Origin of the sequence: Fuchsiella alkaliacetigena (genome assembly GCF_023227765.1) — a bacterium.
In the GTDB taxonomy this organism is placed as follows: Bacteria; Bacillota; Halanaerobiia; order Halobacteroidales; family Acetohalobiaceae; genus Fuchsiella; species Fuchsiella alkaliacetigena.
Map to the genome: position 1 here is coordinate 1 of NZ_JALKBZ010000005.1, position 25,526 is coordinate 25,526.

A 25,526-nucleotide genomic window follows, 5' to 3' on the forward strand; every position below is an offset into this window, starting at 1 on the left:
CCTTTTTGCTTTTAATTATAGCATCTTAAAGGGAAGAAATTAAATCTATTTTAGAGTTCTTTCTTGCGATTGCCCTGCTGCTTTAACTTAATACATATTTTTCTAGTTGATTTGTTCTTTTATAGATATATTATTGCATTAAAGTTTAAAATATTGGAACCATGAATCAACACTAATGAGCACGAATAAGTTCAAAACATTAAAGTATTAAATTATTTAAAGGTTTTAGAATACTATAAATAAAGCTTACGCACATGATTAAGTATTAAAAATACTTATTAAGTTAACGTAAATAGTCAAAAGATATACATTTCAACCAATATAAAAAGCCTCAGCTATAAACTGAGGCTTTTAAAATTAAGCTGTTAATTTCTCATCATGTTTAAACCAATGTCGAGTTCTATTAGCTATACCCACTATCACTAACATTAAGGGGACTTCTACTAAAATCCCTACCACCGTAGCTAATGCTGCTCCGGAGGTGATTCCGAAAACTGAAATAGCCGTCGCTACAGCCAATTCAAAGAAATTACTAGCTCCAATCATAGCTGCTGGAGCTGCTACTGGATGTTCTATCTTCAATCCCTTACCTGTTAAATAAACTAAAAAGAAAATGAAGAAAGCTTGAATAGTAATTGGAATAGCAATTATCACTACATGTAAAGGATTATTAATTAAAGCATCTCCCTGGAAAGAGAAAATGATAATTAAAGTAAGTAATAAGCCGATAATGGTGATATTACTTAATTTTTCAAGGAACACATTTTCGAACCAATCAATTCCTTTGGTTTTAATTAAATACTTTCTAGATAAGTAGCCAGCTAATAAGGGTACTACAATATATAAGACTACAGACAGTATAATAGTATTATAAGGAACAGTGAAGTCAGTTACCCCTAATAACAACATTACAATTGGAGCGTAAGCAAAAACTAGAATCGAATCATCCAAAGCCACCTGTACTAAGGTATAACTAGGATCGCCATCGGTTAAATAACTCCACACAAAGACCATTGCTGTACAGGGTGCCGAACCTAAGAGAATGGCTCCGGCTATGTACTGATCTGCTAACTGCGGGCCCAAAAACCCACCAAAAACCTGTCTAAAGAAAAACCAAGCAAAGAAAGCCATAGTGAAGGGCTTAATTAGCCAGTTGCTAATTGTTACCATAGTTAAAGCTTTAGGCCTTTTACCTACTTCCAATAAACTACTAAAGTCTAATTCCACCATCATCGGATAAATCATAAACCAGATTAAAATAGCTACTGGGATTGAAACCTGAGCATACTCAAATTTACTTAAAGTATCAGGAACTCCAGGCAAAAATCTACCTATTAAAATTCCAATTCCAATACAGATAGCTACCCAAATTGTAAGATATTTTTCAAAAAAACCTAGTCCCGCTTCTTTTTCTTTAGCGCTTCTTTTTCTTTAGCGCTTATCTTATCTTGAGTCATTATTATCTTCCTCCTGTTGTGTTATTTTGTTAATTAAAGTAAATTTTATTAATTAAGTAGCTCCCTCCTTCTTAATACTTAATATATTCTAAATACATAGTAAAACAATTATAAGTTGCTTTCATATAAAACTAATTTTATATGTTGTTGAAAATTATATCCAATAAATATGGTAGCTATCTCCTTAGATAAGTAAATCAATTTAAGTTTAAGTTAAAAAGAAAGCAGGGGACTCCCCCACTTTCTTTTATTTAAAATTAAAATCTTAAGCTATCTTCAAAAACTTAATTAAGTAATTTTTTATTTAAGAAAGTTCTTTTCTTTTTTGAGGAAACCAATCTTGAGTTTTTAAACAAAACTGAACTAAAAGTAGCATTATGGGAACCTCGATCAACATACCGGTCACAGCCGCCAAAGTTGCTCCAGAATCAATTCCAAAAAGAGTTATAGCCATAGCAATAGCTACTTCAAAGTGATTACTAGCTGCTATCTGAGCAGTTGGGGCAGCATCATCATAAGTAAGGCCCAGCTTTTTAGAGCCTAAATAACCTATTCCAAAGATAGTAAATATCTGAATACTCAATGCAATTAAGACTAGCAGTACTAATGAAGGATTAGCAAGAACAATGCTGGATTGAGGAGCTACTATTGCTACAATAGTGAACAATAAAGCCGCCGGTGATATATAATGGAGTTTATCAGTAAACTCTTCAAAAGCCTTTTCTCCTTTTTTACTTAATAGTCTTTTTCTAGTAAGATGTCCCGCTACTAAAGGAAGACCTACATAAGCTAGAACTCCAAAAGCCACCCTAGCAATGGGTACAGGAACATCAGCTACAGGTAATAATAAAACTGCCAGTGGACCATAAAGAACAACCATAGTTAAAGAATTAATAGCCACCATTACCACTACATGGCCCATATTTCCTTTAGATAAATAGCCCCAAACTAAAACCATTGCTGTACAAGGAGCTATTCCAAGCAGAATCATTCCCGCCATAAGTTGACTGCCTATTTCATATCCTACAAACTGACCAAAAATCACTCTAAAAAATAGCCAAGCAATAAAGGCCATAGTAAAAGGCTTTACCAACCAGTTAAGAACCAAAGTGATAGTAAGAGGTTTGGCAGATTTACCTGCTTTAATAATTTCTTCAAAATCTGTTTGCACCATTATCGGGTAGATCATTAAAAATAGAGCAATTGCCACTATAACGGGATAACCAGCGATCTCGAAAGCCTCAAATAACTCCGTTAGCTGTGGAAAAATCTCTCCTAAAATTAATCCTAAAACTATACAGATTCCAACCCAAAGAGTAAGATATCTTTCAAATAATCCTAAGTCATGCTCTTCAGACATTTGAATTCCCCCTTAAGAGTTAAGATTTGATAAAGCTTATATTTTGTTAATAAGTAAAATGTAAGATATAAAAAATAATTTATATGTTGCAAATATTATAACATGCTAATATTATTTAGTCAATAAGCATCATTTATATTTTTTATTAAATAAAATTAAAAGTGCAAGGAATATTCCTTGCACTTTTAATAATCAAATTTAATTATTGATTTGTTCCTCCTTCTCCACGTTCATACTTATCCTGGGGTACAAAAGTTTTACAGTTGCTTTGATAACATTCTGTAATAGGCGATAATCCCATATCATTAACAATCTGATTAGTCTGCTCTACATCCATTTCGTTAGGAAGTTGCTTTGAGAAATCATCGCTAGTAATTAAAATCTTATCTGCCACACAAAGATTAGGCTCATCAAACCAGTAGCAGTTTTCTACTGTACAGTGTACATGAGATTTTTGAGTCATATTCAGTTTCACTCCTTCTTATAATATTTATTGGATAGCATAAGAATGATTAATTGGATTATCTACTACTATCTTAGCCACTTCTATTCAAAGATAATCATTAATTAAAGACCTAATTTTTTACTTAAAATCTTAGCTGTAGTTTCAGCTACCTTGCTTTCAAAATCTCCTAACTCTTTTTCTGTTGAAGAAATAATAACCGATCCTAAAACGTCCCCTTGCTTCATAATCGGTGAAATTAATATGGAACCTAACTCACACTGCTCTCTTTTATCACAGTCTAAGCAGATATCCTCTTCTGTTGCGGAATTAATTAATGTAGTTCTTCTATTGCTCATTGCTTCTTTAACTCCGGGCCCTACACTGCGATCTATATACTTTTCCATAGCTTCAGAGCTGCCTATAACCTTATCACTATCAGTAATCATCACCTCACAGTTAGTAGTTTCCACTAAAGTATCAATATAATTTTGAAGCTCACTTAATTCTTCCACTGGACTATACTTCTTCAAAATTACAGTTTCATCTTGGTCTACAAATATCTCCAGAGTATTTCCATTATCGATCTTCATTTCTTCTCTTATTTCCTTAGGAATTACAACTCTGCCTAGATTATCTATTTTTCTAACTATTCCTGTTGCTTTCATTGCTATTATACCTCCTATCTTTTTAAATAGTATATGAATTTAAGTAAGTTTTATCAAAAATTTAGTAAGGAAAATTAAAGTAAAAATAAACAAAAAGCAAGCGATACTTGAATAAATACTCTTCTCGCTTACTTTTTATTAGCTCATTTAATTTCCTTGGTATTGAGGTTCCTCTTGTTTAACATACTCAAATCTACCCTGCAACTGTTGCACGCAGTCTTCTAAATTTTGAGCTAAATTATTATACATTTTACTAGCTTGTTGATCATTGGTATCCTGAGCAAAGGTTTTAAACTGACTTTTTAAACCTTCCGCAGTACTTAATGCTTGTTGTAAATCATCTTTAGTAGTCATTACTTTAACCTCCCTGATTTTAGTCTACCAACTCTAATAATTATTATAATAAGAATTAATACTTATTAAGACAGCATTATCCTTGTTAAGATATACTAGTATGAAGATAAAAAGCAATAAGCATCATAAATATTGAAACAAAGTAATAAAGGAGTTGATCATTAATGAAAATGTTAAAACAAAAATCAAATCTAATATATAAACTAATTAATCAACAAATTACCCGCCAAGAATACGTCGAAGCCTTAATTGAACAGCATAATGAATCAACTCAAGATACAGAAATCAATAGTTAAACTCCTCTTTCAGCATACTCTTTTTCATACTCAATAAAGTATTTAAGAGTACTAACTATTCCTTTAATCAGTTGAGGTTCAGATATCTGCTCTAAAAAATCACTATGCTGAGGATTATGAATAAACTTAACTCCTTCTTGGTCATCCTGCTCATAATTAGAAGTTAAAATTTCACTTCTTATCTCATTAAACACATCAGGGTCTTCCTTGATCTGCTTGATTAATTCTTTTTTAAAACTGATTACTTTAATTCACCTCCTCTACTTCTGTTCAGTAGTATACTTAACTTTAGCTAAAATAATTAGTAATTAGTAGAAAAAATCTACTTTCTCCAAAGCTTACAAGTGCAAATTAAGACTATACTCCCGCTTGACAAAGCATATATCTGTTGTTATAATCCAGTAGTGCTTTTAAAATGAGGTGAAAAATGATGACCAAGAAGGAAGAAATCCTTAGGGGAAGTATATTTAAAACTTTAGTAAAGTTATCAGCGCCCATTATTATTGGTATGCTGATGCATACTACCTTCAATATTGTTGACACTTATTTCATTAGCCAGTTAGGAACGGACTCCTTAGCTGCTATTAGCTTCACTTTTCCTATATTCATGTTCATAATTGCTATTGGTAACGGGATTGCAGTGGGGGGGAGTTCCTTAATTTCTAGATTATTAGGAGCTGGTCAAGAAGAAAAAGCTATTAATACTATTATACATATTATATTACTTACCTTATTAATCAGCCTCTTATTTTCAATTGTAGGCCGGATCTTCGCTCACCAAATTTTTAGTTTTATAGGCGCTACTGGTAGTATCAAAGCTTTAAGCTTAGAATATATGCAAATTATTTTCAGTGGCAGTATCTTCATCTTTATCTTTATTGCTTTCGATGGAATTTTACGCGGTCAAGGAAATATGACTACAGCTATGTTTAACCTAAGTATTGCTACTGTAATTAATATTGTTCTTGATCCCCTCTTAATCTTTGGCTGGGGGGTATTCCCTGCTTTAGAGATGCAAGGAGCAGCCTTAGCTACTATTATTGCTCAAGCAATTGCTTCTAGCTGTATCTTAATTTATTTCTTGAAATCAAATAATGTATTACCTATTAAAATTAGCAGCTTTAAACTTAACTTAAATATAATAACCGAAATTATCAAGATAGGATTTCCAGCTTTTATATCACAAGCTATCTTCTCTGTAGCCTTAGGTTTCTTTAATAAATTAGCTAGTATTTTTGGACCAGCTGTTGTAGCTGCCTTCGGCTTAGGCTTTAGGTTGGACTCTATAGCTGTTCTACCCGGAATAGGATTAGCAGCAGCAATGATTACTATGATTGGTTATAACTATGGAGCACAGCAATTAGGTAGAGTTAAAGAAATAACTATATTAGGGTTAAAGCTTATCTTTACGGTTATGTCCTTAATAGGCTTAGTTTTTTTTATAATCCCCGAATTCTTTATTAAATTTTTTGATTCGAATCCAGAAGTTATTAAATATGGAGTTCAATACTTTCGTTATGTATCTCTAAGCTATGGTTTTTTAGGCTTAGGTTTTGTCTCAATTGCCGCCTTACAGGGAATAGGTTATGGAGCACCAGCTTTTTTTAACAACTTAATTAGATTTGGAATTATCGGCCTTCCTTTATCTTGGTTGCTAGTTACCTTGTTTAACACAAGTCCAGTTGGGATTTGGGTTGGAATGGTAGCTTCTAATCTTGCTTACGGAATCATTAGTACTATCTGGTTTTTTGCTAAAATTAGATATGAAAAAAGTTTAAAAGTAACTCAACAGTATTCTGCTGGAGATAGTTACTAATGACAGTTCCCTCTCTAGCTGTTATAATAATTTCTGAAATCAAATGAGGGGAGGAACTAAGTTGAAAAAAAGAGGCAAGATATTCTTAGTTCTATTGTTAACAGTCACTATGCTCTTTACTAACTATATGCTTGCTCAAGCAGCAACTACTCATACTGTTAGAGCTGGAGAATCACTGTGGGGAATTGCGCAAAGATATAATACCACAGTGAATCAACTTAAATCGACTAATAACCATTGGTCTGATACGATATTTGTCGGCGATACACTAACAGTGCCTGGTAATGCTCAAACCTATACTGTGCAACGTGGAGATACGCTCCAAGCAGTTGCAAATCGCTTTAATATAAGCTTGAGCCAATTAAGAAGTAGTAACGGAATCTGGACAGATATGATCAGAGTAGGCGACGTATTAACAATTCCTAACAGTACTACTCAAACTAATAGTCAACAAGCAACAGGTAGCTATTCAAGCCAAGATTTAGACCTGTTGGCCCGTTTAATTTACGGAGAGGCTAGAGGTGAAAGCTACGAAGGACAGGTAGCAGTAGGGGCAGTAATTTTGAATAGAGTAGAAAGCCCTGACTTCCCTAATACTGTTCGGGGAGTAGTTTATCAGTCCTTAGCCTTCGAGGCAATAATGGACGGACAAGCTTATATGCGACCTAATGAGCAAGCTTATAAAGCAGCTAGAGCAGCTTTGAATGGTTGGGATCCTTCTGGTAATGCACTCTATTTCTATAATCCAAGCGGAGTTCATTCACCTACTAACTGGATCTGGACCCGAACTGTAATTAGAACTATCGGTAATCACCATTTTGCTGTCTAAAGTACAAACCCGGAAAGGAATTCCTTTCCGGGTTTGCTTATTTAACCTATTTTTTCATTAGTAATTCTTAAAACTTCTTCTTTGAGTTCTTTAGCTTTACTCTTCAGTTCCTTCATTCGTTCTCGTTTTTCCTTAACATACTCTTCATCATCCATAAAAGCTAAATTGATATTAACATTTAACTCCGCTGCTTCTAAAGTAGCCCAGGCTTCAATAGCTCCTACACCTGCATCACTTACTGCGTGTGTATTTCCTTTTTTAGCCGCAATTAAAGCTTGATCTAGAATTTCAATGCTTTTTTCAGCCATAGCAAAAGGGACTTCCGTAGCTCTAATAGAAGCTTCACCCAAAGCTTCATTCCTTTTTTTCTTTTCAGCCTCGCTATCCTTAGGCATTTGCAAAGCTTCCATATAACTATTAAAGGCTTCAATATCTTCATCAACTAAATCTAAATAATCGTCCTTTAAAGCTTTAGTAGTTTCAATCAGCTCTTCCATTTCCGCTTGCACATCAGCATAGTCATCTTTTCCCACTGTTAAGGAGCCTACCATACAAGTAGCAACTGCTCCCAAAGCACCACTTAAAGCAGCTGCACTTCCACCACCAGGTGCTGGTTTGCTAGAAGCAAAGTCCTCCATAAACTCATCAATTTCCTGATTTCTGATCATCAATTATTCCTCCTCTTAGAAAATTAAGTGCCATTTATATTTTTCTGCAATTTAGAATAATTATCCTGCTTAAAAGTATATCTTTTCGCTTATTTAGTAATCTTTTGGTCGCTCTCCTAGGGTAACAGGTTTATATTGACGATGGCCATCTCTTAAAATTCTTAAAACCACTTGTTCATCTACTTCTAGTTGCTGTACTAGCTCTACAACCTCTTCAGGATCTTCAATGGATTGATCATTAACTTCTAATATTACATCTCCAGCTCTCAAACCAGCACTATCAGCTGGACTATCTGCTAATACATCAGCTATTAAAGCTCCTTTATCGGCTTCAAGCTGGAAGTGTTTAGCAATATCCTTAGTTATTGGCTGCATATAAACTCCTAGCCAAGGTCTAATTACCTTACCGTGTTCTTTTAAATCACTTAAAACTCTTTCGGCTTCATTAATAGGAATAGCAAAACCAATTCCTTGGGCCTGAGCATTAATAGCAGTATTGATACCGATAACTTCTCCTTCTATATTCAGTAAAGGTCCACCACTGTTACCAGGGTTTATAGCAGCATCAGTCTGAATCATATTTTTATAAACCCTAGGCCTTTCTCCTTGAGCAACTCTTAAGGGCCGTTCTAAAGCACTAATTACCCCTGCGGTTACTGTGTGATTTAAACCAAAGGGATTACCGATAGCAATTGCCCAATCACCAGGTCTAATTTCTTCGGAGTTACCCAACTCAACAGTTGGCAACTTTTCATCAATATCAATTTTTAAAATAGCTAAATCTAAACTAAAATCTGCTCCTACTACTTCAGCTTCTACTGCTTTATCTCGGTCAGTCAATTTAATAGTAACCTTTTCAGCACCTCTAACTACATGTTCGTTAGTCATTACATAACCATCTTCACTAATAATAAAACCACTACCAAAGCCTTCATTATGTTCAGGATGCTCGGGAGTTTCTGGTGAAAAATCATCACCAAAGAATTCTTTAAAAAATGGGTCTTCAAATAAGGGATGTCTGCTTCTTAAATCTTCACTTTCAAATTCAGTATTAATTCTAACTACCGCCGAATCCACTTGCTCTGCTATATCAGCAAAGACATTTTGGGTAAATATATCTTGATTTTGAGCAAAAGCAGTTCCAAAATTTAATCCGAATACTAACAACCCACACAAAAAAACAGTCAGTAACAAATGAAAATGTTTTTTAACTATTTTTTGCATAACTTTCACCTCCTAATCAATATAATTATATTGATTCTTTTTTACAATAATATGACTAAATAAAAAATGATCTTAAAATAAATAAAAAGCTATACTATAATACTATTTCTCGATTGAAATTATATTTCCTTTGTTAAATAATGTGAACTTCTCCACCTAAATCAAAAATAAGATTCAGGTGGAGTTTTCTTGAGACATTTTAGATAAAATACAATCTATCAACTAAATTTATATAATTTTTGCAATTAAAAAGACCTAAATGGATTAATCCATTTAGGTCTTTAGGAAATACTTACAGCTTAACTATATTTTCAGCCTGTAAGCCTTTTTCGCTTTCTACAATTTCAAAACTTACTTTTTGTCCTTCTTCTAGGTTTTTAAATCCTTCTTCTTCAATAGCAGAATAATGAACAAAGATATCTTCTCCATTTTCCTGCTCTATGAAGCCATAACCTTTTTTAGTATCAAACCACTTAACAACACCTACATTGTCAGCTTCTAAATCTTCGGTTATATCTTCAGCAGCCGATTCTTCTTCAACTTCTTGAGCTGCTTCAGTTTCTTCTGTAGAAACCGAAAGATCATCTGCGTCATCTCCTAAAATTTCGTCTATAGACACCATTTTCATACCTCCTTAACACCATTTCTCTATTATTCTGTTTATCGCTAAAAATAATATCATAGTTTTAAGCTTCTGTCAAGAAAATTTTCTCAGTCTATCCTAATAATTCGCATTGAATTTAATACTGCTATCACTGCTACTCCTACATCAGCAAAAACTGCTCCCCATAAAGTAGCTATTCCTAAAACTCCTAAAATTAATACTAAAGCTTTAATTCCTAAAGACAAAATAATATTTTGAAATACTATTTTGCGAGTGAACTTAGCAACTCTCAAGGCCGTAATCAGCTTAGCTGGTTGATCAGTCATTAAAACTATATCAGCAGCTTCAATAGCAGCTGCAGAGCCTAAATCTCCCATTGCCACTCCGACATCTACTCGGGCTAATACTGGCGCATCATTAATCCCATCACCTACAAAAAGTGTCTTAGCTGAGCTATTAGCTATTATTTCTTCTACTTTTTTTACCTTTTCTCCTGGTAGTAGTTCAGCTTGGTAATTATAAATTCCTAACTCAGTAGCTACTTGGTGGGCTACTTGCTTTCTATCTCCTGTCAGCATCACTATATCCTTAACTCCGTATTTTTTGAGTTGATTAACTGTTAGCTTGCTATCTTCCTTTAGCTTATCGTTAATTATTATATAACCTGAGTGCTTTTCTTCAACAGCAATATTGAGTACCGTATTACTCCCCAAATACTTTTCAAACTCCACTCCAGCTTGACTTAATAATTCATCATTTCCTACTAAGACTTTTTGTTCATCAATCTGAGCTTTAATCCCTTGCCCGGGAACTTCATTGTAATTTTTAATTCTATTTTTATCTAAGGGCCCTGAGTAACTCTCTAAAATTGAAGTAGCAATCGGATGATTAGAATTTAATTCAGCGTGAGCAGCAAGCTCCAACAGCTCCTTTGAACTACGATGATCTTTAGTAATAACTTCAATAACCTCAAAGCTACCTACGGTCAAAGTACCTGTTTTATCAAATATAACCTGCTTCACCTCATTTAAAGCCGTTAAATAATTGCCGCCCTTAACTAAAATACCCTGCCGTGAAGCACCACCAATCCCTCCAAAAAAAGCTAAAGGAATTGAAATTACTAAGGCACAAGGACAAGAAATAACCAAAAAAACTAAGGCTTTATAAATCCAATCCTGCCAAAAAGCATTTAAGAATAAAGGCGGAACAGTAGCAACAAGCAAAGCAATACCTACTACTATCGGTGTATAATAACGAGCAAACTTAGTAATAAACTTTTCCACCGGCGCCTTGTTAGCACTAGCCTGCTCCACTAGCTCAAGTATTTTATTAGCTGTAGAATCTTTAAACTCCTTTTCCACCCTAACTCTCAAAAATCCATTTTGATTTATAGAGCCACTTAAAACCTCATCACCTGCTTCAACTCTCCTAGACACCGATTCGCCAGTTAAAGCAGAACTATCAATAGCTGCTTCCCCACTTAATACCTTTCCGTCCAGTGGTATCTTCTCTCCAGCCTTAACAACTATTACTGCTCCTACTTCCACTTGCTTCGGGTCAACCTGCTTTAAGCTAGTTCCTACCTCTAAATTAGCATAATCAGACCTTAAATCCATTAACTGAGCAATAGAACGTCGAGAACTATCTACAGCAGCATTCTGTAGTCCTTCGCCTACCTTATAAAATAACATTACTGCTACACCTTCTGGAAACTCCCCTATTAAAAAAGCTCCAGTAGTAGCAATGGTCATTAAGAAGTTCTCATCAAATATCTGTCCCTTAGTAATATTATTTAAAGCCTTTAAAACAATTTCGCCGCCAATCAATATATAAGCTAATAAAAATAAGCCTAGTTCAAAAGCAAAAGGCAAACTTAATATTAAGTTAATCCCAAACAATAAAGCACCACTAATTAGCTTAAGCTGTTTAATTTTTGAGCTAGTGTCTACTTGTAACTCACTTTGCTTACTTGTTTCATCAACTGCTATAACTTCTACTCCTGGCTCTAGACTATTAATAATTTTTTCAAGCTGTTTTCTAAGCCCTTTATCTACTTCAACAATATCTATAGTTAGCTTTTTAGTGGCAAAATTTAAATTAGCATTTCTTACTTCAGTTAAATTATTAATCCGATTTTCAATTTTTTGAGCACAACTAGCACAGTCTAAATCCTTCAAAATAAAACTTTTTCTAAGAATATCTAAACTATCAGCTTTCTCCATCTCCAATCCTCCTATAAGTCTTCTATTAAGATTTGTTATTAAGACAATTTTAATTCTTCAAGATAATACCTGCTAACATATGAATGTTTGTTCATATATAAAATTATACAGCAACAAAGTATCTCTGTCAATTTTTTTGGTAAATATTTGGACTTCAATAACAGAATAAATTAACGATTATTTGGCAAAATTAAAACTAAAGCTTATGAATAGAGGAGGATTACTTTGGAAAACAAAGCAGAAGTGGCATATTTTTGCATGGAATATGGACTTAATGAAGAACTACCAATTTATTCTGGTGGTTTAGGAGTTTTAGCAGGAGATCATCTTAAGGCAGCTGCTGATTTAAATAAACCGTTAATTGGTATCGGCATCTTATGGAGACAAAACTACACTCAACAGTACATCGGTGATGATGGTAGGCCCTATGATACCTACCCCAATTTCGATTATGACTTTTTAAAAGATACAGGAATAAAAGTTAAAGTGCAGATTAAAGGTGAAGAGGTAGAAGCTAAGGTTAGATTAGTAGATCAATATGAAAATGCTCCTCTTTATCTATTGGATACTAACTTTCCAGGTAGTGAATACGGTTGGATAACTAATCAACTCTACGGAGGTAATGAAGAAGATAGAGTTGCTCAAGAAATTTTACTAGGCGTTGGTGGTATTAAGCTGCTTAGAAAATTAGGAATTGAGGTGGATAAATATCACTTTAACGAAGGACACGCAGTATTTGCTGGACTGGAATTAATTAGAGAAAAAATGGAAGCTGAAAACTTATCCTTTTCAGAAGCTAGGAAAGCGATTCGCCCCCAGATAGTCTTTACTACTCACACTCCAGTTAGAGCAGGTAATGAAGTTTATGACCATCAGTTCTTAGAGTATATGCAGGCCTATAACGGGTTTGATTATCAACAGATGTGTGAGATAGGTGGAGATCCTTTCAACATGACTGTAGCCGGACTGCGCCTCTCCAGCATAGCCAATGGAGTTTCAGAGTTACACGGCGAAACTACTAAAGAAATGTGGGATGAAGTAACAGATTCAGCTCCTATAGTCGCTATTACCAATGGAGTTCATAGCCGTACTTGGCAGCATGAATCCATAAGAAGAGCTTACGAAGAAGAAGCAGACCTGTGGGAGCCTCACTTTAGACTAAAAGAAGACTTAGTTAACTTTGTTCGGGAAAGAAATGGAGCTAACTTAGATCCTGAATCCTTAATTGTTGGTTTTGCTCGTCGTAAAGCACCATATAAGCGTAGCGAACTAATATTTAGAAATGCTGATGCTATCGATCCTTTATTACAGGAAGGTAAGTTGCAGCTTATCTTCTCCGGTAAGGCCCATCCAAAGGATGAAACCGGGAAGGATATAGTAGAAAACTTAGTAGAAATGGATAGAAAGTATGAAAATAGCGTGGTGTTTTTAGAAAACTACGATATGGAAATTGCTCGTAAATTAGTACAAGGAGCCGATGTCTGGCTCAATAATCCCCGCCGTCCTTTAGAGGCCAGCGGTACTTCCGGAATGAAGGCAGCTATGAACGGAGTATTGAATCTAAGTGTGGTTGATGGTTGGTTAGCTGAAGGCCCGGAGCACGAAGTAAGCGGTTGGTTAATCGATGAAGTATTAGAAGAAGACTATAACCACCTCAGCGAAGATCAAAGAGACTTAAAAGCATTATATAAAGTAATTTATGATGAAGTAATACCCACCTATTATGAAAACCATGAAAAGTGGAAAGAAATGATGCGAGCTAGTATAGATATGTCCCATTGGCAGTTCTCTGCCCAAAGAATGGTTGAAGAATACTATGAAAGAATGTATAGCTTTGAACAAAGTAGCAGAGATCAAGAAGGAATATCTATAGATAAGCTGAACCCAATTGAGGTTGTTTCTCCTCCTCAACAGAGAGTCTAATTAAAAGTAATAACTTTACCGCAAAGATTGAATAATCTTTGCGGTTTTTTAAGTTTACTTAATCATTGGACAGCCCTGCTCTTTATTAAACTCTATCTCTTGCAAGCAGTTATCACAGATTCCTGTAGTTTTATTATTCTTAGCTTTACAATCAGCATTACAAAGCTTACCTTCTAGATCAGTTAGCTTCTCTTTACAGTTACAGCATTCAAAGTCTAACGGAATTCTCATTAAAATGCTCCTTTCTGAGACTACTCCAAAGCTAAGAGTTCTTTAATGCTTTCTTTAATTTCTGTTACTTGACAGTTGAGCTTATGCTTTATCTGCTCTGCTGATAACTCTTTCAAACTAGGATGTACTTCAAAATCCGTTTCCTTATTTAGCTTCTCCAAAATTTCAAACTCATCACTCTTTTGAGTTGAGCCTTGTTCACTAATAGCCTCAAAAACAGTAGAACAAAACTTATAAGGATTAGCTGTGGCAGCTATTATAGTTTTGCTTTGTTCGTTATTATCAGCAGTATACTTTTGGTAAGCCTCCACTCCTACGGCAGTATGAGTATCAATTAAGTAGTCATGCTGCTGATAAGTATCTTTAATTCTCTGTTTAGTTTCAGCTTCGCTAACAGCTAAACCAACAAAGATCTCTGAAATTTTAGCTTGAGTCTGCTCATCAATGCTAAAGCTCTGCTTTTGATTTAATTCTTCATACCAAGAATTAATCTTTTCAGCATCTTGACCAGTCACTTCAAAAAGAAATCTTTCTAAATTAGAAGAGATTAAAATATCCATTGAAGGACTAATAGTCTTTTTAAACTCCCTCTTAATATCGTAAGTACCAGTAGCAAAGAAATCGGCTAAAACACGGTTATCATTTGAAGCACAGATAAACTTATTAACCGGTAATCCCATTCGATAAGCATAATAAGCAGCTAAAATATTTCCAAAATTACCAGTAGGAACTACGATATTTATCTCCTCTTCAGCCTCAATTTCCCCTTTAGCTAATAAGCGAGCGTAGGCATTAAAATAATAAATAATTTGGGGAACTAATCTACCCCAATTAATAGAGTTAGCCGAAGAAAACTGATATCCTTGTTCTTTAATTACCTGTTTAAATTCTTCGTCTCCAAAAATCTCCTTCACACTATTTTGGCAGTCATCGAAGTTGCCCTCTACAGCTACCACATAAGTGTTATCTCCCTTAGTAGTCTCCATTTGATGCTTTTGAATCTTACTAACTCCGTCTTGAGGATAAAAAACAATAATTTCAATTCCCGGTACATCTTTAAAACCCTCTAGAGCTGCCTTGCCAGTATCGCCCGAAGTAGCAACTAAGATTAAAATTTTTCTCTTTAGATCTATTTTATTGATTGCTTGAACTAATAAGTGGGGCATTAACTGTAAAGCTAAATCCTTAAAAGCAGCTGTGGGCCCGTGCCACAGTTCTAAAACATAAGTTTTTTCACTAAGCTTATAAATAGGAGTTATCTCTGGACTAGCAAAGTTTTGACTATTATAAGCAGCGCTAATAGCCTCTCTAAGCTCCTCTTCTGTATAATCTGTTAAAAATTTACTCAAAACTTGCTTAGCAGTTTCCTGATAATTATATTCCTTCATTTTTTCGATTTCTGCCGGAGCTAGCTGAGGAATTTCAGCAGGTACGAACAGACCACCTGGGGGAACCATTCCTAGTCTAATTGCTTCAGCAGCAGTAACATTTTTATAATTTCCTCTAGTACTGATATATTTCATTTTCTTCAATCCTTTCTGCTTAATATTTTAGTAGAGATGAAGAAAGTTCACTAAATTTAGTGAACTTTTATTAAAAAATTATTCTCTATTTTAACGATCATGGTGTGGGGTTTCCTTTACCTTTTTAGCCCCCTCTAATAACACCCTCAATATATCCATCTCAGTTTGTTTGCTAGAAATATCTACACTATCGAGTAAAACTTTTCCCTCTTTACTTCCAGCATAGCGTGGTTTTAAATTACTTAAAGCATAAGCAATCATATCTTTGCGACACTGTTCGCATTCACAAAAATCATCTCGTTCTTCCAACAACTCATCCAATTTATCCCTAACTGCACTTTCTAATAAATTTCCTTCAGGCATTTATACTCCTCCTTCTTAAAAATCAAGGACTGCTAATTATTATTTCTATAATACCTTCTTAATTCCTTTAAATTCATTCTATAAATTTAAGAAGTAAATACTTAAAAGAATTAAAATAACACTAAGTCTCCGCCAGCAGAACCTGTATCCACTTCGTCTAAACTTTCTTCAGATAAAAACTCCTGCGCCGTATCTCTTTCTAAATAAGTAGTAAACTGCTCTACTAATTCCTTTAAGTCATCGTTCTTCAGCTGCCAATCTTCCTTTCCGTACTCAGCTAAACATAACTCTTCAATCTCTTTTGCTTCAACAACCAGTTCTTCAACTAAAAGTAATAAGTTTTCTCCAGTCTGTTTTAAATCTTCAGCAGCCTGAAGCTTTTGATAAATCTTATTTACTTCTTCATTTAAACTCTCCACTTCTTTATATAAGGCTACAACGGCTTGGTTAATAATATCATTAGTAATCCCCAACTCTTCTAATGAATTTTCAGTCTTTAAAACAGCTTCGTCGATCTGTTTTTGATTATTTAAAATTATATCTTCAAATTCTTCTAAGTTTCCACGCAGCTCCTGCTTTAACGAATAAAAAACTTCACTATTATCACTTACTTTTTGTTCTACGCTACCTATTACTTCTTCAATTTGTTGACCGAAACCACTATTATCTTTTTTCATTCTAGCCAATTCAATTCTAGCTAAAATTTCAATTTTATTTAAACCGCCTACTTCATTATTAACCTTTTCAATAGTTTCCTCTAGTCCCGAAAACTTTTCGTTAAAAAGATCCTTATTATTGCTTAATTCCTTAATTGAATTATTAATGTTTTTAAGAATATTAATAAAATTGTTAGCAAAAGAAAATATATCTTCAAAAATAAGATCTATTGCTCCTGCTTCATCTTCCTCATTAACTTTTAAATCCTCATGATATAAGTAATTAGTTAGGTTTTTAGCATCCTCTTGAGTATCATTTAAAGCAGTTAGCAAATTCTTTACATCAATTACTATATCGTCTAATAATATAAATAACTCTTCAAAGCTTCTCTCAGTTAGTCTACTGATTAAATCCATTCCTTTACTAATAAAAACAGAGTAGTTTAATACTACTTCAGAATCTTCATTATCTTCAACTGCTAATAAATAATTATTATACTTTTTTTCGATAATTGCTAATGATTTATTAATATTTTCTAGATTTTGCCTAATAATATCCTGACTTTGAACCGAAGTCATTAAACCTTGAAAGGGAGAAACTACCTCTGTTACATTATTCATTAAATCAGTTAAAATACCATTAACCATCTGAATTGATTCTTGAACTGAAGAAAAGGTTTCCTCAAGATTAACTATATAATTTTGGGCAATCTTTTCTTGATTAGTGACTATATCTTCAATATTTAATTGCAAGCTATTATGCCAGTCCAGTAATGTACCCAGTAACTCTTTTACATTAGCAAACTCCTTCTCTAAAGCCGCAGAAATCTGATGAATGTTATCAGACACCACTCTAAAAGCTCTACCTTCTTCACCTAACTTAGAAGAAAAAACTATTGCATTTAAAGAAATTACATTTATATCTTCCAAGATATTTCTAGTTTCATTAATTAGGCTAATTAAGGCCTTAAAAGAGATCTGCTCTTCATTTTCATTTAAAAACAGCTCTAGTACTCTGTCGATCTCTTCCTGATTTAATAGTAAACGATTGATTTTTTTAAAATTACGTTGAATTTTATTTAAAGCTTGAGAAATTAACTTTTTTTCTTGAGTTTGCTTTTGAAACTCAGCCTCTGTTTTTAATTCAGCAGGAGCTTTCTCAATATCAATGAAATAATCAATTAAAATAGTTGTCTCCTGTTTAGTTAGCTCTATATTTTGTTCAATTACCGGTAAATTTTCATAGATTATTCCATAATATTCTTCAGTTTCATTAATTATTGACTTCATTTCATTAATTACTTGTTGAATTTTGCTTAGCAGATCCTGTTTTAATACTTCTTTTTTAAAAGGTGCCCCCACCTAAAAATCACTCCTTTTTGATTTTTAATCCTTTGTTACTTCTTCAGCAATTTCTAGTTCATCCTGTTTTTGTTCTGCTAATTTTTCTAATTCTTCAAAAGAAAGTATCCTAGTTGGATCTAGTATTAGAGCCATATCATCATCAGATTTAGCAATCCCTTTTAAATGTTCCGTTTTAATATCTTCTGCAAACTCTTTATCAACCATTTGAATCTCTTCATCGCTAAAGCTCATAATATCAGAAACTCGATCTACAATTATTCCCATGGTTTTATCTTGAACTTCAAAAACTATTATTACTGTAAACTTATCATAATCCTGTTCTGCTAAGTTAAACTTACGACGCATATCGATTACAGGAATTACCTGTCCTCTAAAATTAATTAACCCTCTAATTATCGGATTGGCATTAAATACTTTAGTCGGCTCATTATACCTAATGATTTCTTGGACTAACATAATATCTATTCCGTAAGTTTCCTCATCAATTTGAAAAGTCACGTACTGATTTTCAGCAGAGATATTTGTTAACTGTTGATTAAGAATGTTTAAGGCATTGTCTTCAAGATTTCTACTCTTTTTATCCATTTTATTTTCCTCCTTTTGAAAAAATAATAGATCTAATTCTTTGTTGTTTTAATTAAGGTTTCAGCTATATTGTTCAAAGGCAATATTTCACTTGCTGCTTCTAATTCAATTGCTTTTCTGGGCATCCCAAATACTATAGAACTCTTTTCATCTTGAGCTATAGTAAAAGCTCCCCGATTATGCATCATTTCTAAACCCGCAGCTCCATCGCTGCCCATTCCAGTTAAGATTACTCCTACACAGTTGGGAGCTACTATATCGGCAATAGAAGTAAAGGTCTTATCTATGGCCGGACGATGATGGTTTACTGGCGGGCCCTGCTCTAGCTTTAAATAATAGTCCGTTACACTCTTCTCAACTATCAAGTGCTGACCTCCGGGAGCAATATAAACACAGCCCGGTAGCACTTGTTCTCCATCTTCAGCCTCCTTTACCTGCAAGTTACAGCTAGAATTTAAGCTTTGAGCATAAGAATTAGTAAACTCCTTAGGCATATGTAATACCCCTACTATTGCTGGCATATCAGCAGGTAAGCTCTGTAAAATATTTCTGAGAGCTACAGTTCCTCCAGTTGAAGCTCCGATAGCTATCATTTCAATAGTACTTTGAGTTAAAACTTTATTTTTTTGCTTAGACTCCTTATTTTCTCCGGTAGCTTTATTTAATTTGCTATGCTTAACCTGCTTAGTTACTTTACTTAGATTAATAGTAGCAGCATTTTTAATCTTAGTTATTATTTCCTCGCTTAACTGCTTTAAACCTTGATTAATTCCTAAAGTAGGTTTAGCTACAAAATCAATAGCTCCTAATTCTAAAGCTTTAATAGTCTCCTGACTACCCTCGCGAGTCAAAGAACTAATTACAATTACCGGCAGAGGATTAGTAGACATTAATCTACGTAAAAAAGTTAAGCCATCCATTTTAGGCATTTGTAAGTCCAGAGTTAATACATCTGGCCTTTCCTTTTTGATTTTTTTAATAGCTTCCAAGGGATTTCGAGCAGTTCCAATTACCTTTATTCTATCATCTGCCAATAAGATATTACTTAAAACCTCTCTTACTAAAGCAGAATCATCAATCACCAATACTTTAATCATAATTCTCTCTCCCTATTAAGAGCTAATTTATGAAAATAAAATCTATTTAACAAACTTTTTAATCACCCCTATTAACTGCTCTGGCTTAAAAGGTTTTACTAGCCAACCTGCAGCACCAGCTTCTTTTCCCTCCATTTTTTTCGATTCCTGTGACTCAGTAGTTAATACTAAAATAGGTATAAATTTAAATGAAGCCTGCTTTTTAACTTCCTTAGTAAAAGTTATTCCATCCATTATCGGCATATTAATATCAGTAATAATCATTGCTGGCTTTTTACCTTGGGACTTAAGCTCTGCTAATTTATCTAAACCTTCCTGGCCATCTTCAGCAGCAATAACTCCAAAATCATTTTTTTCTAAAGTATACTTTAAAGAAGCTCTAACAGTCTGTGAATCATCCACAATTAAGATATCCTTAGTCATTACTTCCAACTTCCTTTTCCTTAGTTGTTATTATATCACTTACTCCGGCTGATTTTAATAGCTTTTTGATAATATCTTGTTCATTAGCTAAGTTAAACTCTATTCTTTCTTCTTGACAGGTTTTATAAGTAGATAACAAAAGTTGAACTCCAGCTGCATCAATGTCCTGAAGTAAAGTAGCATCTAAAAGTAACTGTTCTTCCTCTAAGTTCTGTAAATAAGATAATAAAGCCTCTTGAGTTTCCTTAACGTTATGCACATTTAAGCTTTCGGGTAGTTCAAACATCGCTTTTCCCCCTTTAAAAACAAATATAGAATTTAAATACTGTCTACTTGTATAATACTTTAAATAGTCTTCATACTCCTTCATTAATTATTTAAAAAATAATTATAACTCCCCACAATCAATTATAGGGAGTTATTTTAAAAACTTTTTCATATCAATTTCTTTTTATATTAAGATTCAGCCAAGTGATAGGTTAAGCCGATTAAACCTACAGAAAGATCTTCATTTACCAACTTCACCTCATAAGGAACTTCAATATATCTAGGAGCAAAATTCCAAATAGCTTTTATTCCCCCAGCAACTAATTTATCAGCTATTTCCTGAGCAACCTGAGCTGGAGCAGCTATAATTCCTATCTCTATTTCTTCTTTAGTGATTATTTGCTCTAACTCACTCATAGCTTTAATTTCCACTCCTGCTACCTGAGTGCTTACTTTTTGAGGGTCAATATCAACAGCATAATCAATATTTAAACCTAAATTTCTAAAGCCTTGATACTTAATTAAGGCTTGGCCTAAATGTCCAACTCCAACTAAAACTATCTTCCATTCTTTTTCTAAGCCTAAAATTTTTCTTAAATGTTTTAATAACAAAGAAACTTGATAACCTACTCCCCGTTGTCCAAACTCACCATAATAAGATAAGTCTTTTCTAACTTGCGTAGCTGGAACACCGACTTTTTCGCCCAGTTCTTTGGAAGAAACTATCTCTACCCCTTCGGTGTTTAACTTTTGCAAACAACGATGATACATAGGTAGTCTTTGCACAGTGGTAGTAGGTTCCATATTTTTAGTCACCCTTGTCCCCCCTTTTTCTTTTTTATATCTGTTAATTAAATAACAAAGTTCATTAATTTAGGTATAGGGTACCATAGTCAAGAAGCTATGTCAATAATTAGCCAATAAATAAAAAGTATTTCTATTTTAAAACTTATTTAAAGCTTGATCCACTACTTTCATTGCACAGTAAGAGCCACACATAGTACAGGTTTCTTCATCTTTTAAAGTCTGATTATGAGCCTGACGAGAGTCTTTAGCCTTTTGAGGGTCTATAGCTAGTTTAATTTGTTCTTCCCAGTCTAAACTCTTTCTAGCTTGGGCCATCCTCAAGTTGCGTTCTTTAGCTTGAGGTAACCCTTTAGCAACATCGGCTGCGTGAGCAGCAATTTTAGTAGCAATTACTCCTTCTTTCACATCTTCAACAGTAGGTAAACCGATATGTTCAGCCGGAGTTACATAACACAGAAAGTCTGCTCCGGCAAAGGCAGCATTAGTTCCTCCAATAGCAGCAGCTATGTGATCGTAACCTAGAGCAATATCCGTTACCAAGGGCCCTAATACATAAAAAGGTGCTCCCTTACATAACTCCTTTTGCAGCTTCACGTTAGCCTCAATTTGATCATAAGGTACATGGCCTGGTCCTTCAACCATCACCTGTACCTCAGCTTCTCGAGCCCTATCCACTAACTCACCTAAGATTAATAGTTCATAGATCTGAGCCCTATCAGTAGCATCGGCCAGTGAACCAGGACGTAGCCCATCGCCTAAACTTAAGGTTACATCGTATTCATAGGCAATTTCTAATAAACGATCGTAGTACTCATATAAGGGGTTTTCCTGCTGATTATGTAACATCCAAGCCGTAATAAAGGAACCACCCCGACTAACAATATCCGTAACCCGCCCCTCAGTCTGTAGTTGTTTGACAGCTTCTAGAGTTAAGCCACAGTGAACAGTAATAAAGTCCACTCCATCCTGGGCGTGCTCCACAATAGCCTCAAAAAAGTCATCTACACTTAAGTCCACAATAGCTTGCTCCTTGTTCAAAGCTTCAACCGTAGCCTGATAAATAGGTACTGTACCTACCGGAAGCTGAGAATCAGCCATAATCTCCCGCCTAGTTTGGCTAATCTTAGTGCCAGTAGAAAGATCCATCACTGCATCTGCTCCTGCTTCAACAGCTACTTCTAACTTCTTTAGCTCCTTTTCTAACTCCGCATAGTCTTCGGAAGTACCGAAGTTAGCGTTAACCTTAGTAGATAAACCTTCACCAAAGCCCTTAGCAACTAAGTTTTCATGCTTTTTATTAGCCGGAATCACAATCTTCCCGGCAGCTATCCCCTGACGAATAAACTCCGCTTCCACAGCTTCCTCTTTAGCCACCTGCTGCATCTCCTTAGTAATATTGCCTGCTCTTGCTTCAGTAATCTGAGTCATTTCTATCGCCTCCAAGTATTGATTAAGATTGAATCTTGGTTATTTTCTTTAGTTTCTTTAAATTAAGCTCCTTCATCTGACTAATTAGATCTAGAAAAGATATTTTATAGCTAGCAGGGCCCAAAACTTTCTGCTCTGCCTTTTCACCAGCAATTCCAAAAGCAGCCAAAGCATTCAAGGTAGCTGTTAAATAGTCTTCGCTAACTCCACAAAAAACACCTATAGTACTGCCCAGCATGCAGCCAGTACCAACTACTTCACCTAAACGAGGATGACCATTGCTTACTTTATAGACCTCTTTTCCGTTGCTGACTATATCTTCGGGCCCGGAGACCACAACAATTGTTTCCTCTACAGCAGCTAGCTTCTTAGCACTTTCTACAATTTCAGTATACTCTCCAACTGATTCTACTCCTTTGATCTCTCCGCTTTCACCAGCTAAAATGCTAATTTCAGCCTGATTTCCTTTAATTACAGTTACCTTAACTTCCTCTAAAATTCTTAAAGCCGACTGAGTTCTTAGCTCAGTAGCTCCTACTCCTACCGGATCAAAAATAACCGGAACTCCCAACTGATTAGCTTTTTTGCCAGCAGCTATCATTGCTTCCACTTGGGCCCGATTCAAGGTACCAATATTTAAGACCAATGCTGACGCCGCCGCTACCATCTCTTCCACTTCTGGCTTAGCATAAGCCATCACCGGTAAGCCACCCCAGTAAAGAGTTATATTAGCACAGTCATTAACAGTGACATTATTAGTAATATGATGAACTAGAGGCTTTTCCTCCTCAATTTTCTTTAATAAGCCTTGCATACTTTATGTTTAATAGGGAAGTGTATAATAAGATACAATCCCTATTAAACTCTCACCTCCTTCTATGTTATACATTTTTGAGTGTATAACAAGTTATTTATTTTTAAAATTAGATTGCTCTTTCAACCTCTTAATTTCTTCTCTTAATCTTTTATTCTCATCTCTCAATTCTTCCATCTCAATTAACTGCTCAATCAACTTCTGCTTATCCTCTTTTAAATCTTTAATTTCAGCGTATAACTGCTTAATCTTATGATTCTTTTTCTCCAATTCATCTTTAGGTACTCTATCCTCTGGAACACCCTTAGAGGTTTCTCTCAAACCCATTATTCTCTCTTTTAAGCAGTCGTTATTGTATAAGGTTGCTTTAGACACCCCTGCTTCCTCTGCAACTGTTACAAAGTTAATATCTTTGGTTTTAGACCTTTTTAAGCGATTAATAGTCTTATTGACCTTCTGAATAGTTTTTTGGTTTCTTTTTTTAGCGTGTTTTCTTAATCCCTCTACATTTTTTTTAGATTTACTCATTGATCTTGACCTCCAATCTCTTACAAATTTCTTCATCAAGCTCATTCTCTAATTCTCGAAGGTCTGATAATTCCATTTCATCTTCTAAATCCTCTACAAGTGGCTTTAAATGCTTGTGTTTAACCTTTCTTCTTTGGTAATCCCTTTCTCTACCTAAGTCTTTAAACCTTTCCATTTCCCTCTCTAACAGGTCTAACTCCTTTTTTAAAACAGGATAAAAACTTATCTCTGTAATATAATTAGGACAATTATAGACAAAACAACCATCACCATCAGTACAATTACCTCGTCTAAAATCATATAAACATACGCCCACAGGTAAAGGGTTAAAACTCATTGATTTAGATAAACCTTCGATTATCTCGTCTATTTCTTCTTCTGTTTTACCTTGAAATTCTTGTTCTAAAGTTTTCTCAATTTCTTTGGCTCGTTTACCTGCTAATTTTGAATTTGGGTCTAATATCATTTCTCCGTAAATATCCTTAACTTCTTCTTGCTCTAAAGTTAAATAGTGCGAAGTCATTTCAACAGATACATGACCAAAATGTTTCTTGATATGACCAATGGGAATTTTCTTTTTTATAAGTTCTCTAACAAAAGTTGCTCTAAACTGGTGCGTATGAAGAGGATATAAATCACCTTCTTTATCTCTAATATCGTGTCTTTTGATGAAGGTTGTGATGCGACTTTCGTTAAACCTTGCTCCTTTTAAAGGTCTAATCTTACCATGTTTATATAAAAACAACTCTTTTAGTCCACTTTTTTCTCTTAAATCTTTAGTATATTCTTCTAATTCTTTTATAGTATCTTTAACTAAATCATTGACGAATACTTTATGAGTTATAGGTTCTTTTTCAGTTTTGCTTAAAGTTAATTCCATATAATCATTACCATCATCAGTAGTCTTAATACAACCTTCTTTGATAGATAAAACTTCTGAAATTCTTAAACCTGTTTGACTTTGAATGATTATACCTGCTTTAGTCAGTACATTCTTTTCTCCATTAACTGCACAATTAACTATCTTATCAAAAATATCATTTGGTATTGGTTTAGTTTTTCTGCTCTTCCTGTTTTTGCTTGGTTTCCATATTTCGTAAGCATTAATATTATTAAAGTTATCTTTAGGTACATTCCATCCTTTAACCTGCCCTGTTTCAATAATATCTTGAACTGCTTGAGTGCAATGATAACCATGGCTTCTTGAAATATCGTCTTGTTTCAATTTATTTACATAATCTAAAAGTATCTTTTGATTAACTTGTGAGAATGAAGATATATTATTTTCCTTGCAATAATTAATGAAGGATGGCAAACGACCATTTATTTTATCCCTAACTGTTTTAGGTTTTACTTTGCCTAATTTATAATAAGCATACTGCTTAACAGTTAATTTTATATCTTCACTTTGAATATAAGAAAATTTTATTTTTTTATGACTGTTCTTTAAGTTTTTATTTTTAATAAATGGACTTAAATCCCATGTATCATCATTAAAATTGGAGTTACCAATGGTTATATTACTAAAATCTACATCATCAGTTATAGGCTTTAATTGTTTTAAATTAGTAACCAT

At 34.2% G+C, this 25,526-nt stretch carries 26 protein-coding genes and 1 pseudogene; 4 read left to right on the forward strand and 23 right to left on the reverse strand.

Annotated features, from left to right (window positions below):
• Nucleotides 1-357 precede the first annotated feature (357 nt).
• The 5 genes and pseudogenes from arsB (MWH30_RS02255) to MWH30_RS02280 form a co-directional block, all read right to left on the reverse strand.
• Nucleotides 358-1,425 (reverse strand): annotated as a pseudogene (gene arsB / locus MWH30_RS02255) (ACR3 family arsenite efflux transporter); the annotation flags it as partial.
• 336 nt (nucleotides 1,426-1,761) lie between these two features.
• Entirely contained in the window at nucleotides 1,762-2,817 is a 1,056-nt protein-coding gene (arsB, locus tag MWH30_RS02260) for an ACR3 family arsenite efflux transporter (RefSeq protein ID WP_248662423.1), read from the reverse strand.
• A gap of 202 nt (nucleotides 2,818-3,019) precedes the next feature.
• Complete coding sequence (locus MWH30_RS02265; protein WP_248662424.1) at nucleotides 3,020-3,280, reverse strand: DUF1540 domain-containing protein; 261 nt, start codon at nucleotides 3,278-3,280, stop codon at nucleotides 3,020-3,022.
• A gap of 104 nt (nucleotides 3,281-3,384) precedes the next feature.
• On the reverse strand, nucleotides 3,385-3,927 hold the full coding sequence (locus MWH30_RS13770) for a stage V sporulation T C-terminal domain-containing protein (RefSeq protein ID WP_282706140.1): 543 nt from the start codon (nucleotides 3,925-3,927) through the stop codon (nucleotides 3,385-3,387).
• Between the two features lie 147 nt (nucleotides 3,928-4,074).
• The gene (locus MWH30_RS02280) at nucleotides 4,075-4,281 is read right to left on the reverse strand and encodes a DUF1657 domain-containing protein (protein WP_248662425.1); all 207 of its coding nucleotides are present in this window, start codon (nucleotides 4,279-4,281) and stop codon (nucleotides 4,075-4,077) included.
• Nucleotides 4,282-4,445: 164 nt separating this feature from the next.
• Here MWH30_RS02280 and MWH30_RS13775 point away from each other — a divergent pair, with 164 nt between their 5' ends.
• Nucleotides 4,446-4,577, forward strand: coding sequence for a hypothetical protein (locus tag MWH30_RS13775; protein ID WP_282706141.1), 132 nt, complete (start codon nucleotides 4,446-4,448; stop codon nucleotides 4,575-4,577).
• Here MWH30_RS13775 and MWH30_RS02285 read toward each other — a convergent pair.
• Nucleotides 4,574-4,771: a hypothetical protein gene (locus MWH30_RS02285; RefSeq protein WP_248662426.1), complete on the reverse strand. Its 198-nt coding sequence runs from the start codon at nucleotides 4,769-4,771 to the stop codon at nucleotides 4,574-4,576. The two genes, MWH30_RS13775 and MWH30_RS02285, sit on opposite strands and share 4 nt — an antisense overlap.
• Before the next feature lie 233 nt (nucleotides 4,772-5,004).
• Here MWH30_RS02285 and MWH30_RS02290 point away from each other — a divergent pair, with 233 nt between their 5' ends.
• Both MWH30_RS02290 and MWH30_RS02295 read left to right on the forward strand, forming a co-directional pair.
• Nucleotides 5,005-6,393, forward strand: coding sequence for an MATE family efflux transporter (locus MWH30_RS02290; RefSeq protein WP_248662427.1), 1,389 nt, complete (start codon nucleotides 5,005-5,007; stop codon nucleotides 6,391-6,393).
• A 61-nt stretch (nucleotides 6,394-6,454) separates the two neighbouring features.
• Nucleotides 6,455-7,222 carry a cell wall hydrolase gene (locus tag MWH30_RS02295; protein ID WP_248662428.1) on the forward strand — a complete coding sequence of 256 codons (768 nt, stop codon included), beginning with the start codon at nucleotides 6,455-6,457 and terminating at the stop codon, nucleotides 7,220-7,222.
• A 41-nt stretch (nucleotides 7,223-7,263) separates the two neighbouring features.
• Here the strand turns inward: MWH30_RS02295 and MWH30_RS02300 are convergent, their stop codons facing one another.
• From MWH30_RS02300 to MWH30_RS02315, 4 genes are all read right to left on the reverse strand, one after another.
• A complete protein-coding gene (locus tag MWH30_RS02300; RefSeq protein WP_248662429.1) occupies nucleotides 7,264-7,890 on the reverse strand; it encodes a cyclodeaminase/cyclohydrolase family protein in 627 nt (208 codons plus the stop codon).
• A 93-nt stretch (nucleotides 7,891-7,983) separates the two neighbouring features.
• Nucleotides 7,984-9,114 carry a S1C family serine protease gene (locus tag MWH30_RS02305; RefSeq protein WP_248662430.1) on the reverse strand — a complete coding sequence of 377 codons (1,131 nt, stop codon included), beginning with the start codon at nucleotides 9,112-9,114 and terminating at the stop codon, nucleotides 7,984-7,986.
• Between the two features lie 292 nt (nucleotides 9,115-9,406).
• Nucleotides 9,407-9,628, reverse strand: a complete 222-nt coding sequence (locus MWH30_RS02310) for a cold-shock protein (protein ID WP_248662515.1) — start codon at nucleotides 9,626-9,628, stop codon at nucleotides 9,407-9,409.
• A 197-nt stretch (nucleotides 9,629-9,825) separates the two neighbouring features.
• Entirely contained in the window at nucleotides 9,826-11,940 is a 2,115-nt protein-coding gene (locus MWH30_RS02315; protein ID WP_248662431.1) for a heavy metal translocating P-type ATPase, read from the reverse strand.
• A gap of 225 nt (nucleotides 11,941-12,165) precedes the next feature.
• Here MWH30_RS02315 and glgP point away from each other — a divergent pair, with 225 nt between their 5' ends.
• Nucleotides 12,166-13,863 (forward strand): alpha-glucan family phosphorylase, encoded by a 1,698-nt coding sequence (glgP, locus tag MWH30_RS02320; RefSeq protein ID WP_248662432.1) that lies wholly within the window; start codon nucleotides 12,166-12,168, stop codon nucleotides 13,861-13,863.
• Nucleotides 13,864-13,917: 54 nt separating this feature from the next.
• Here glgP and MWH30_RS02325 read toward each other — a convergent pair whose 3' ends face one another.
• The 13 genes from MWH30_RS02325 to MWH30_RS02385 all read right to left on the reverse strand — a co-directional run bounded on the left by MWH30_RS02325 (nucleotide 13,918) and on the right by MWH30_RS02385 (nucleotide 25,526).
• The gene (locus tag MWH30_RS02325) at nucleotides 13,918-14,094 is read right to left on the reverse strand and encodes a hypothetical protein (RefSeq protein ID WP_248662433.1); all 177 of its coding nucleotides are present in this window, start codon (nucleotides 14,092-14,094) and stop codon (nucleotides 13,918-13,920) included.
• A gap of 20 nt (nucleotides 14,095-14,114) precedes the next feature.
• Nucleotides 14,115-15,617, reverse strand: coding sequence for a threonine synthase (gene thrC / locus MWH30_RS02330; protein ID WP_248662434.1), 1,503 nt, complete (start codon nucleotides 15,615-15,617; stop codon nucleotides 14,115-14,117).
• A gap of 90 nt (nucleotides 15,618-15,707) precedes the next feature.
• Entirely contained in the window at nucleotides 15,708-15,980 is a 273-nt protein-coding gene (locus MWH30_RS02335) for a late competence development ComFB family protein (protein WP_248662435.1), read from the reverse strand.
• A 110-nt stretch (nucleotides 15,981-16,090) separates the two neighbouring features.
• Entirely contained in the window at nucleotides 16,091-17,998 is a 1,908-nt protein-coding gene (locus tag MWH30_RS02340; RefSeq protein ID WP_248662436.1) for a hypothetical protein, read from the reverse strand.
• 24 nt (nucleotides 17,999-18,022) lie between these two features.
• Nucleotides 18,023-18,586: a chemotaxis protein CheW gene (locus MWH30_RS02345; protein ID WP_248662437.1), complete on the reverse strand. Its 564-nt coding sequence runs from the start codon at nucleotides 18,584-18,586 to the stop codon at nucleotides 18,023-18,025.
• A 32-nt stretch (nucleotides 18,587-18,618) separates the two neighbouring features.
• Nucleotides 18,619-19,683 (reverse strand): protein-glutamate methylesterase/protein-glutamine glutaminase, encoded by a 1,065-nt coding sequence (locus MWH30_RS02350; RefSeq protein WP_248662438.1) that lies wholly within the window; start codon nucleotides 19,681-19,683, stop codon nucleotides 18,619-18,621.
• 42 nt (nucleotides 19,684-19,725) lie between these two features.
• Complete coding sequence (locus MWH30_RS02355; RefSeq protein WP_248662439.1) at nucleotides 19,726-20,106, reverse strand: response regulator; 381 nt, start codon at nucleotides 20,104-20,106, stop codon at nucleotides 19,726-19,728.
• On the reverse strand, nucleotides 20,099-20,392 hold the full coding sequence (locus MWH30_RS02360) for an STAS domain-containing protein (RefSeq protein ID WP_248662440.1): 294 nt from the start codon (nucleotides 20,390-20,392) through the stop codon (nucleotides 20,099-20,101). Before MWH30_RS02360 ends, MWH30_RS02355 begins: the two co-directional genes overlap by 8 nt.
• A gap of 170 nt (nucleotides 20,393-20,562) precedes the next feature.
• The gene (locus tag MWH30_RS02365; protein ID WP_248662441.1) at nucleotides 20,563-21,189 is read right to left on the reverse strand and encodes a redox-sensing transcriptional repressor Rex; all 627 of its coding nucleotides are present in this window, start codon (nucleotides 21,187-21,189) and stop codon (nucleotides 20,563-20,565) included.
• 126 nt (nucleotides 21,190-21,315) lie between these two features.
• Nucleotides 21,316-22,608: a phosphomethylpyrimidine synthase ThiC gene (gene thiC / locus MWH30_RS02370; RefSeq protein WP_248662442.1), complete on the reverse strand. Its 1,293-nt coding sequence runs from the start codon at nucleotides 22,606-22,608 to the stop codon at nucleotides 21,316-21,318.
• Between the two features lie 22 nt (nucleotides 22,609-22,630).
• Nucleotides 22,631-23,422, reverse strand: a complete 792-nt coding sequence (thiM, locus tag MWH30_RS02375; RefSeq protein WP_248662443.1) for a hydroxyethylthiazole kinase — start codon at nucleotides 23,420-23,422, stop codon at nucleotides 22,631-22,633.
• Between the two features lie 93 nt (nucleotides 23,423-23,515).
• Nucleotides 23,516-23,950, reverse strand: a complete 435-nt coding sequence (locus MWH30_RS02380) for a DUF6262 family protein (protein WP_248662444.1) — start codon at nucleotides 23,948-23,950, stop codon at nucleotides 23,516-23,518.
• Nucleotides 23,943-25,526, reverse strand: coding sequence for a tyrosine-type recombinase/integrase (locus MWH30_RS02385; protein WP_248662445.1), 1,584 nt, complete (start codon nucleotides 25,524-25,526; stop codon nucleotides 23,943-23,945). Before MWH30_RS02385 ends, MWH30_RS02380 begins: the two co-directional genes overlap by 8 nt.

Bases quoted from the DNA above. Each gene is read 5' to 3' on its own strand.
- MWH30_RS02380 (WP_248662444.1), bottom strand. From the start codon at position 23,950: ATGAGTAAATCTAAAAAAAATGTAGAGGGATTAAGAAAACACGCTAAA.
- MWH30_RS02355 (WP_248662439.1), bottom strand. From the start codon at position 20,106: ATGACTAAGGATATCTTAATTGTGGATGATTCACAGACTGTTAGAGCT.
- MWH30_RS02345 (WP_248662437.1), bottom strand. From the start codon at position 18,586: ATGGATAAAAAGAGTAGAAATCTTGAAGACAATGCCTTAAACATTCTT.
- thrC (WP_248662434.1), bottom strand. From the start codon at position 15,617: ATGAAATATATCAGTACTAGAGGAAATTATAAAAATGTTACTGCTGCT.
- MWH30_RS13770 (WP_282706140.1), bottom strand. From the start codon at position 3,927: ATGAAAGCAACAGGAATAGTTAGAAAAATAGATAATCTAGGCAGAGTT.
- thiM (WP_248662443.1), bottom strand. From the start codon at position 23,422: ATGCAAGGCTTATTAAAGAAAATTGAGGAGGAAAAGCCTCTAGTTCAT.
- MWH30_RS02325 (WP_248662433.1), bottom strand. From the start codon at position 14,094: ATGAGAATTCCGTTAGACTTTGAATGCTGTAACTGTAAAGAGAAGCTA.
- MWH30_RS02280 (WP_248662425.1), bottom strand. From the start codon at position 4,281: ATGACTACTAAAGATGATTTACAACAAGCATTAAGTACTGCGGAAGGT.
- MWH30_RS02265 (WP_248662424.1), bottom strand. From the start codon at position 3,280: ATGACTCAAAAATCTCATGTACACTGTACAGTAGAAAACTGCTACTGG.
- thiC (WP_248662442.1), bottom strand. From the start codon at position 22,608: ATGACTCAGATTACTGAAGCAAGAGCAGGCAATATTACTAAGGAGATG.
- MWH30_RS02350 (WP_248662438.1), bottom strand. From the start codon at position 19,683: ATGATTAAAGTATTGGTGATTGATGATTCTGCTTTAGTAAGAGAGGTT.
- MWH30_RS02290 (WP_248662427.1), top strand. From the start codon at position 5,005: ATGATGACCAAGAAGGAAGAAATCCTTAGGGGAAGTATATTTAAAACT.
- MWH30_RS02335 (WP_248662435.1), bottom strand. From the start codon at position 15,980: ATGCCTGAAGGAAATTTATTAGAAAGTGCAGTTAGGGATAAATTGGAT.
- MWH30_RS02315 (WP_248662431.1), bottom strand. From the start codon at position 11,940: ATGGAGAAAGCTGATAGTTTAGATATTCTTAGAAAAAGTTTTATTTTG.
- MWH30_RS02300 (WP_248662429.1), bottom strand. From the start codon at position 7,890: ATGATCAGAAATCAGGAAATTGATGAGTTTATGGAGGACTTTGCTTCT.
- MWH30_RS02305 (WP_248662430.1), bottom strand. From the start codon at position 9,114: ATGCAAAAAATAGTTAAAAAACATTTTCATTTGTTACTGACTGTTTTT.
- arsB (WP_248662423.1), bottom strand. From the start codon at position 2,817: ATGTCTGAAGAGCATGACTTAGGATTATTTGAAAGATATCTTACTCTT.
- MWH30_RS02360 (WP_248662440.1), bottom strand. From the start codon at position 20,392: ATGTTTGAACTACCCGAAAGCTTAAATGTGCATAACGTTAAGGAAACT.
- MWH30_RS02385 (WP_248662445.1), bottom strand. From the start codon at position 25,526: ATGGTTACTAATTTAAAACAATTAAAGCCTATAACTGATGATGTAGAT.
- MWH30_RS13775 (WP_282706141.1), top strand. From the start codon at position 4,446: ATGAAAATGTTAAAACAAAAATCAAATCTAATATATAAACTAATTAAT.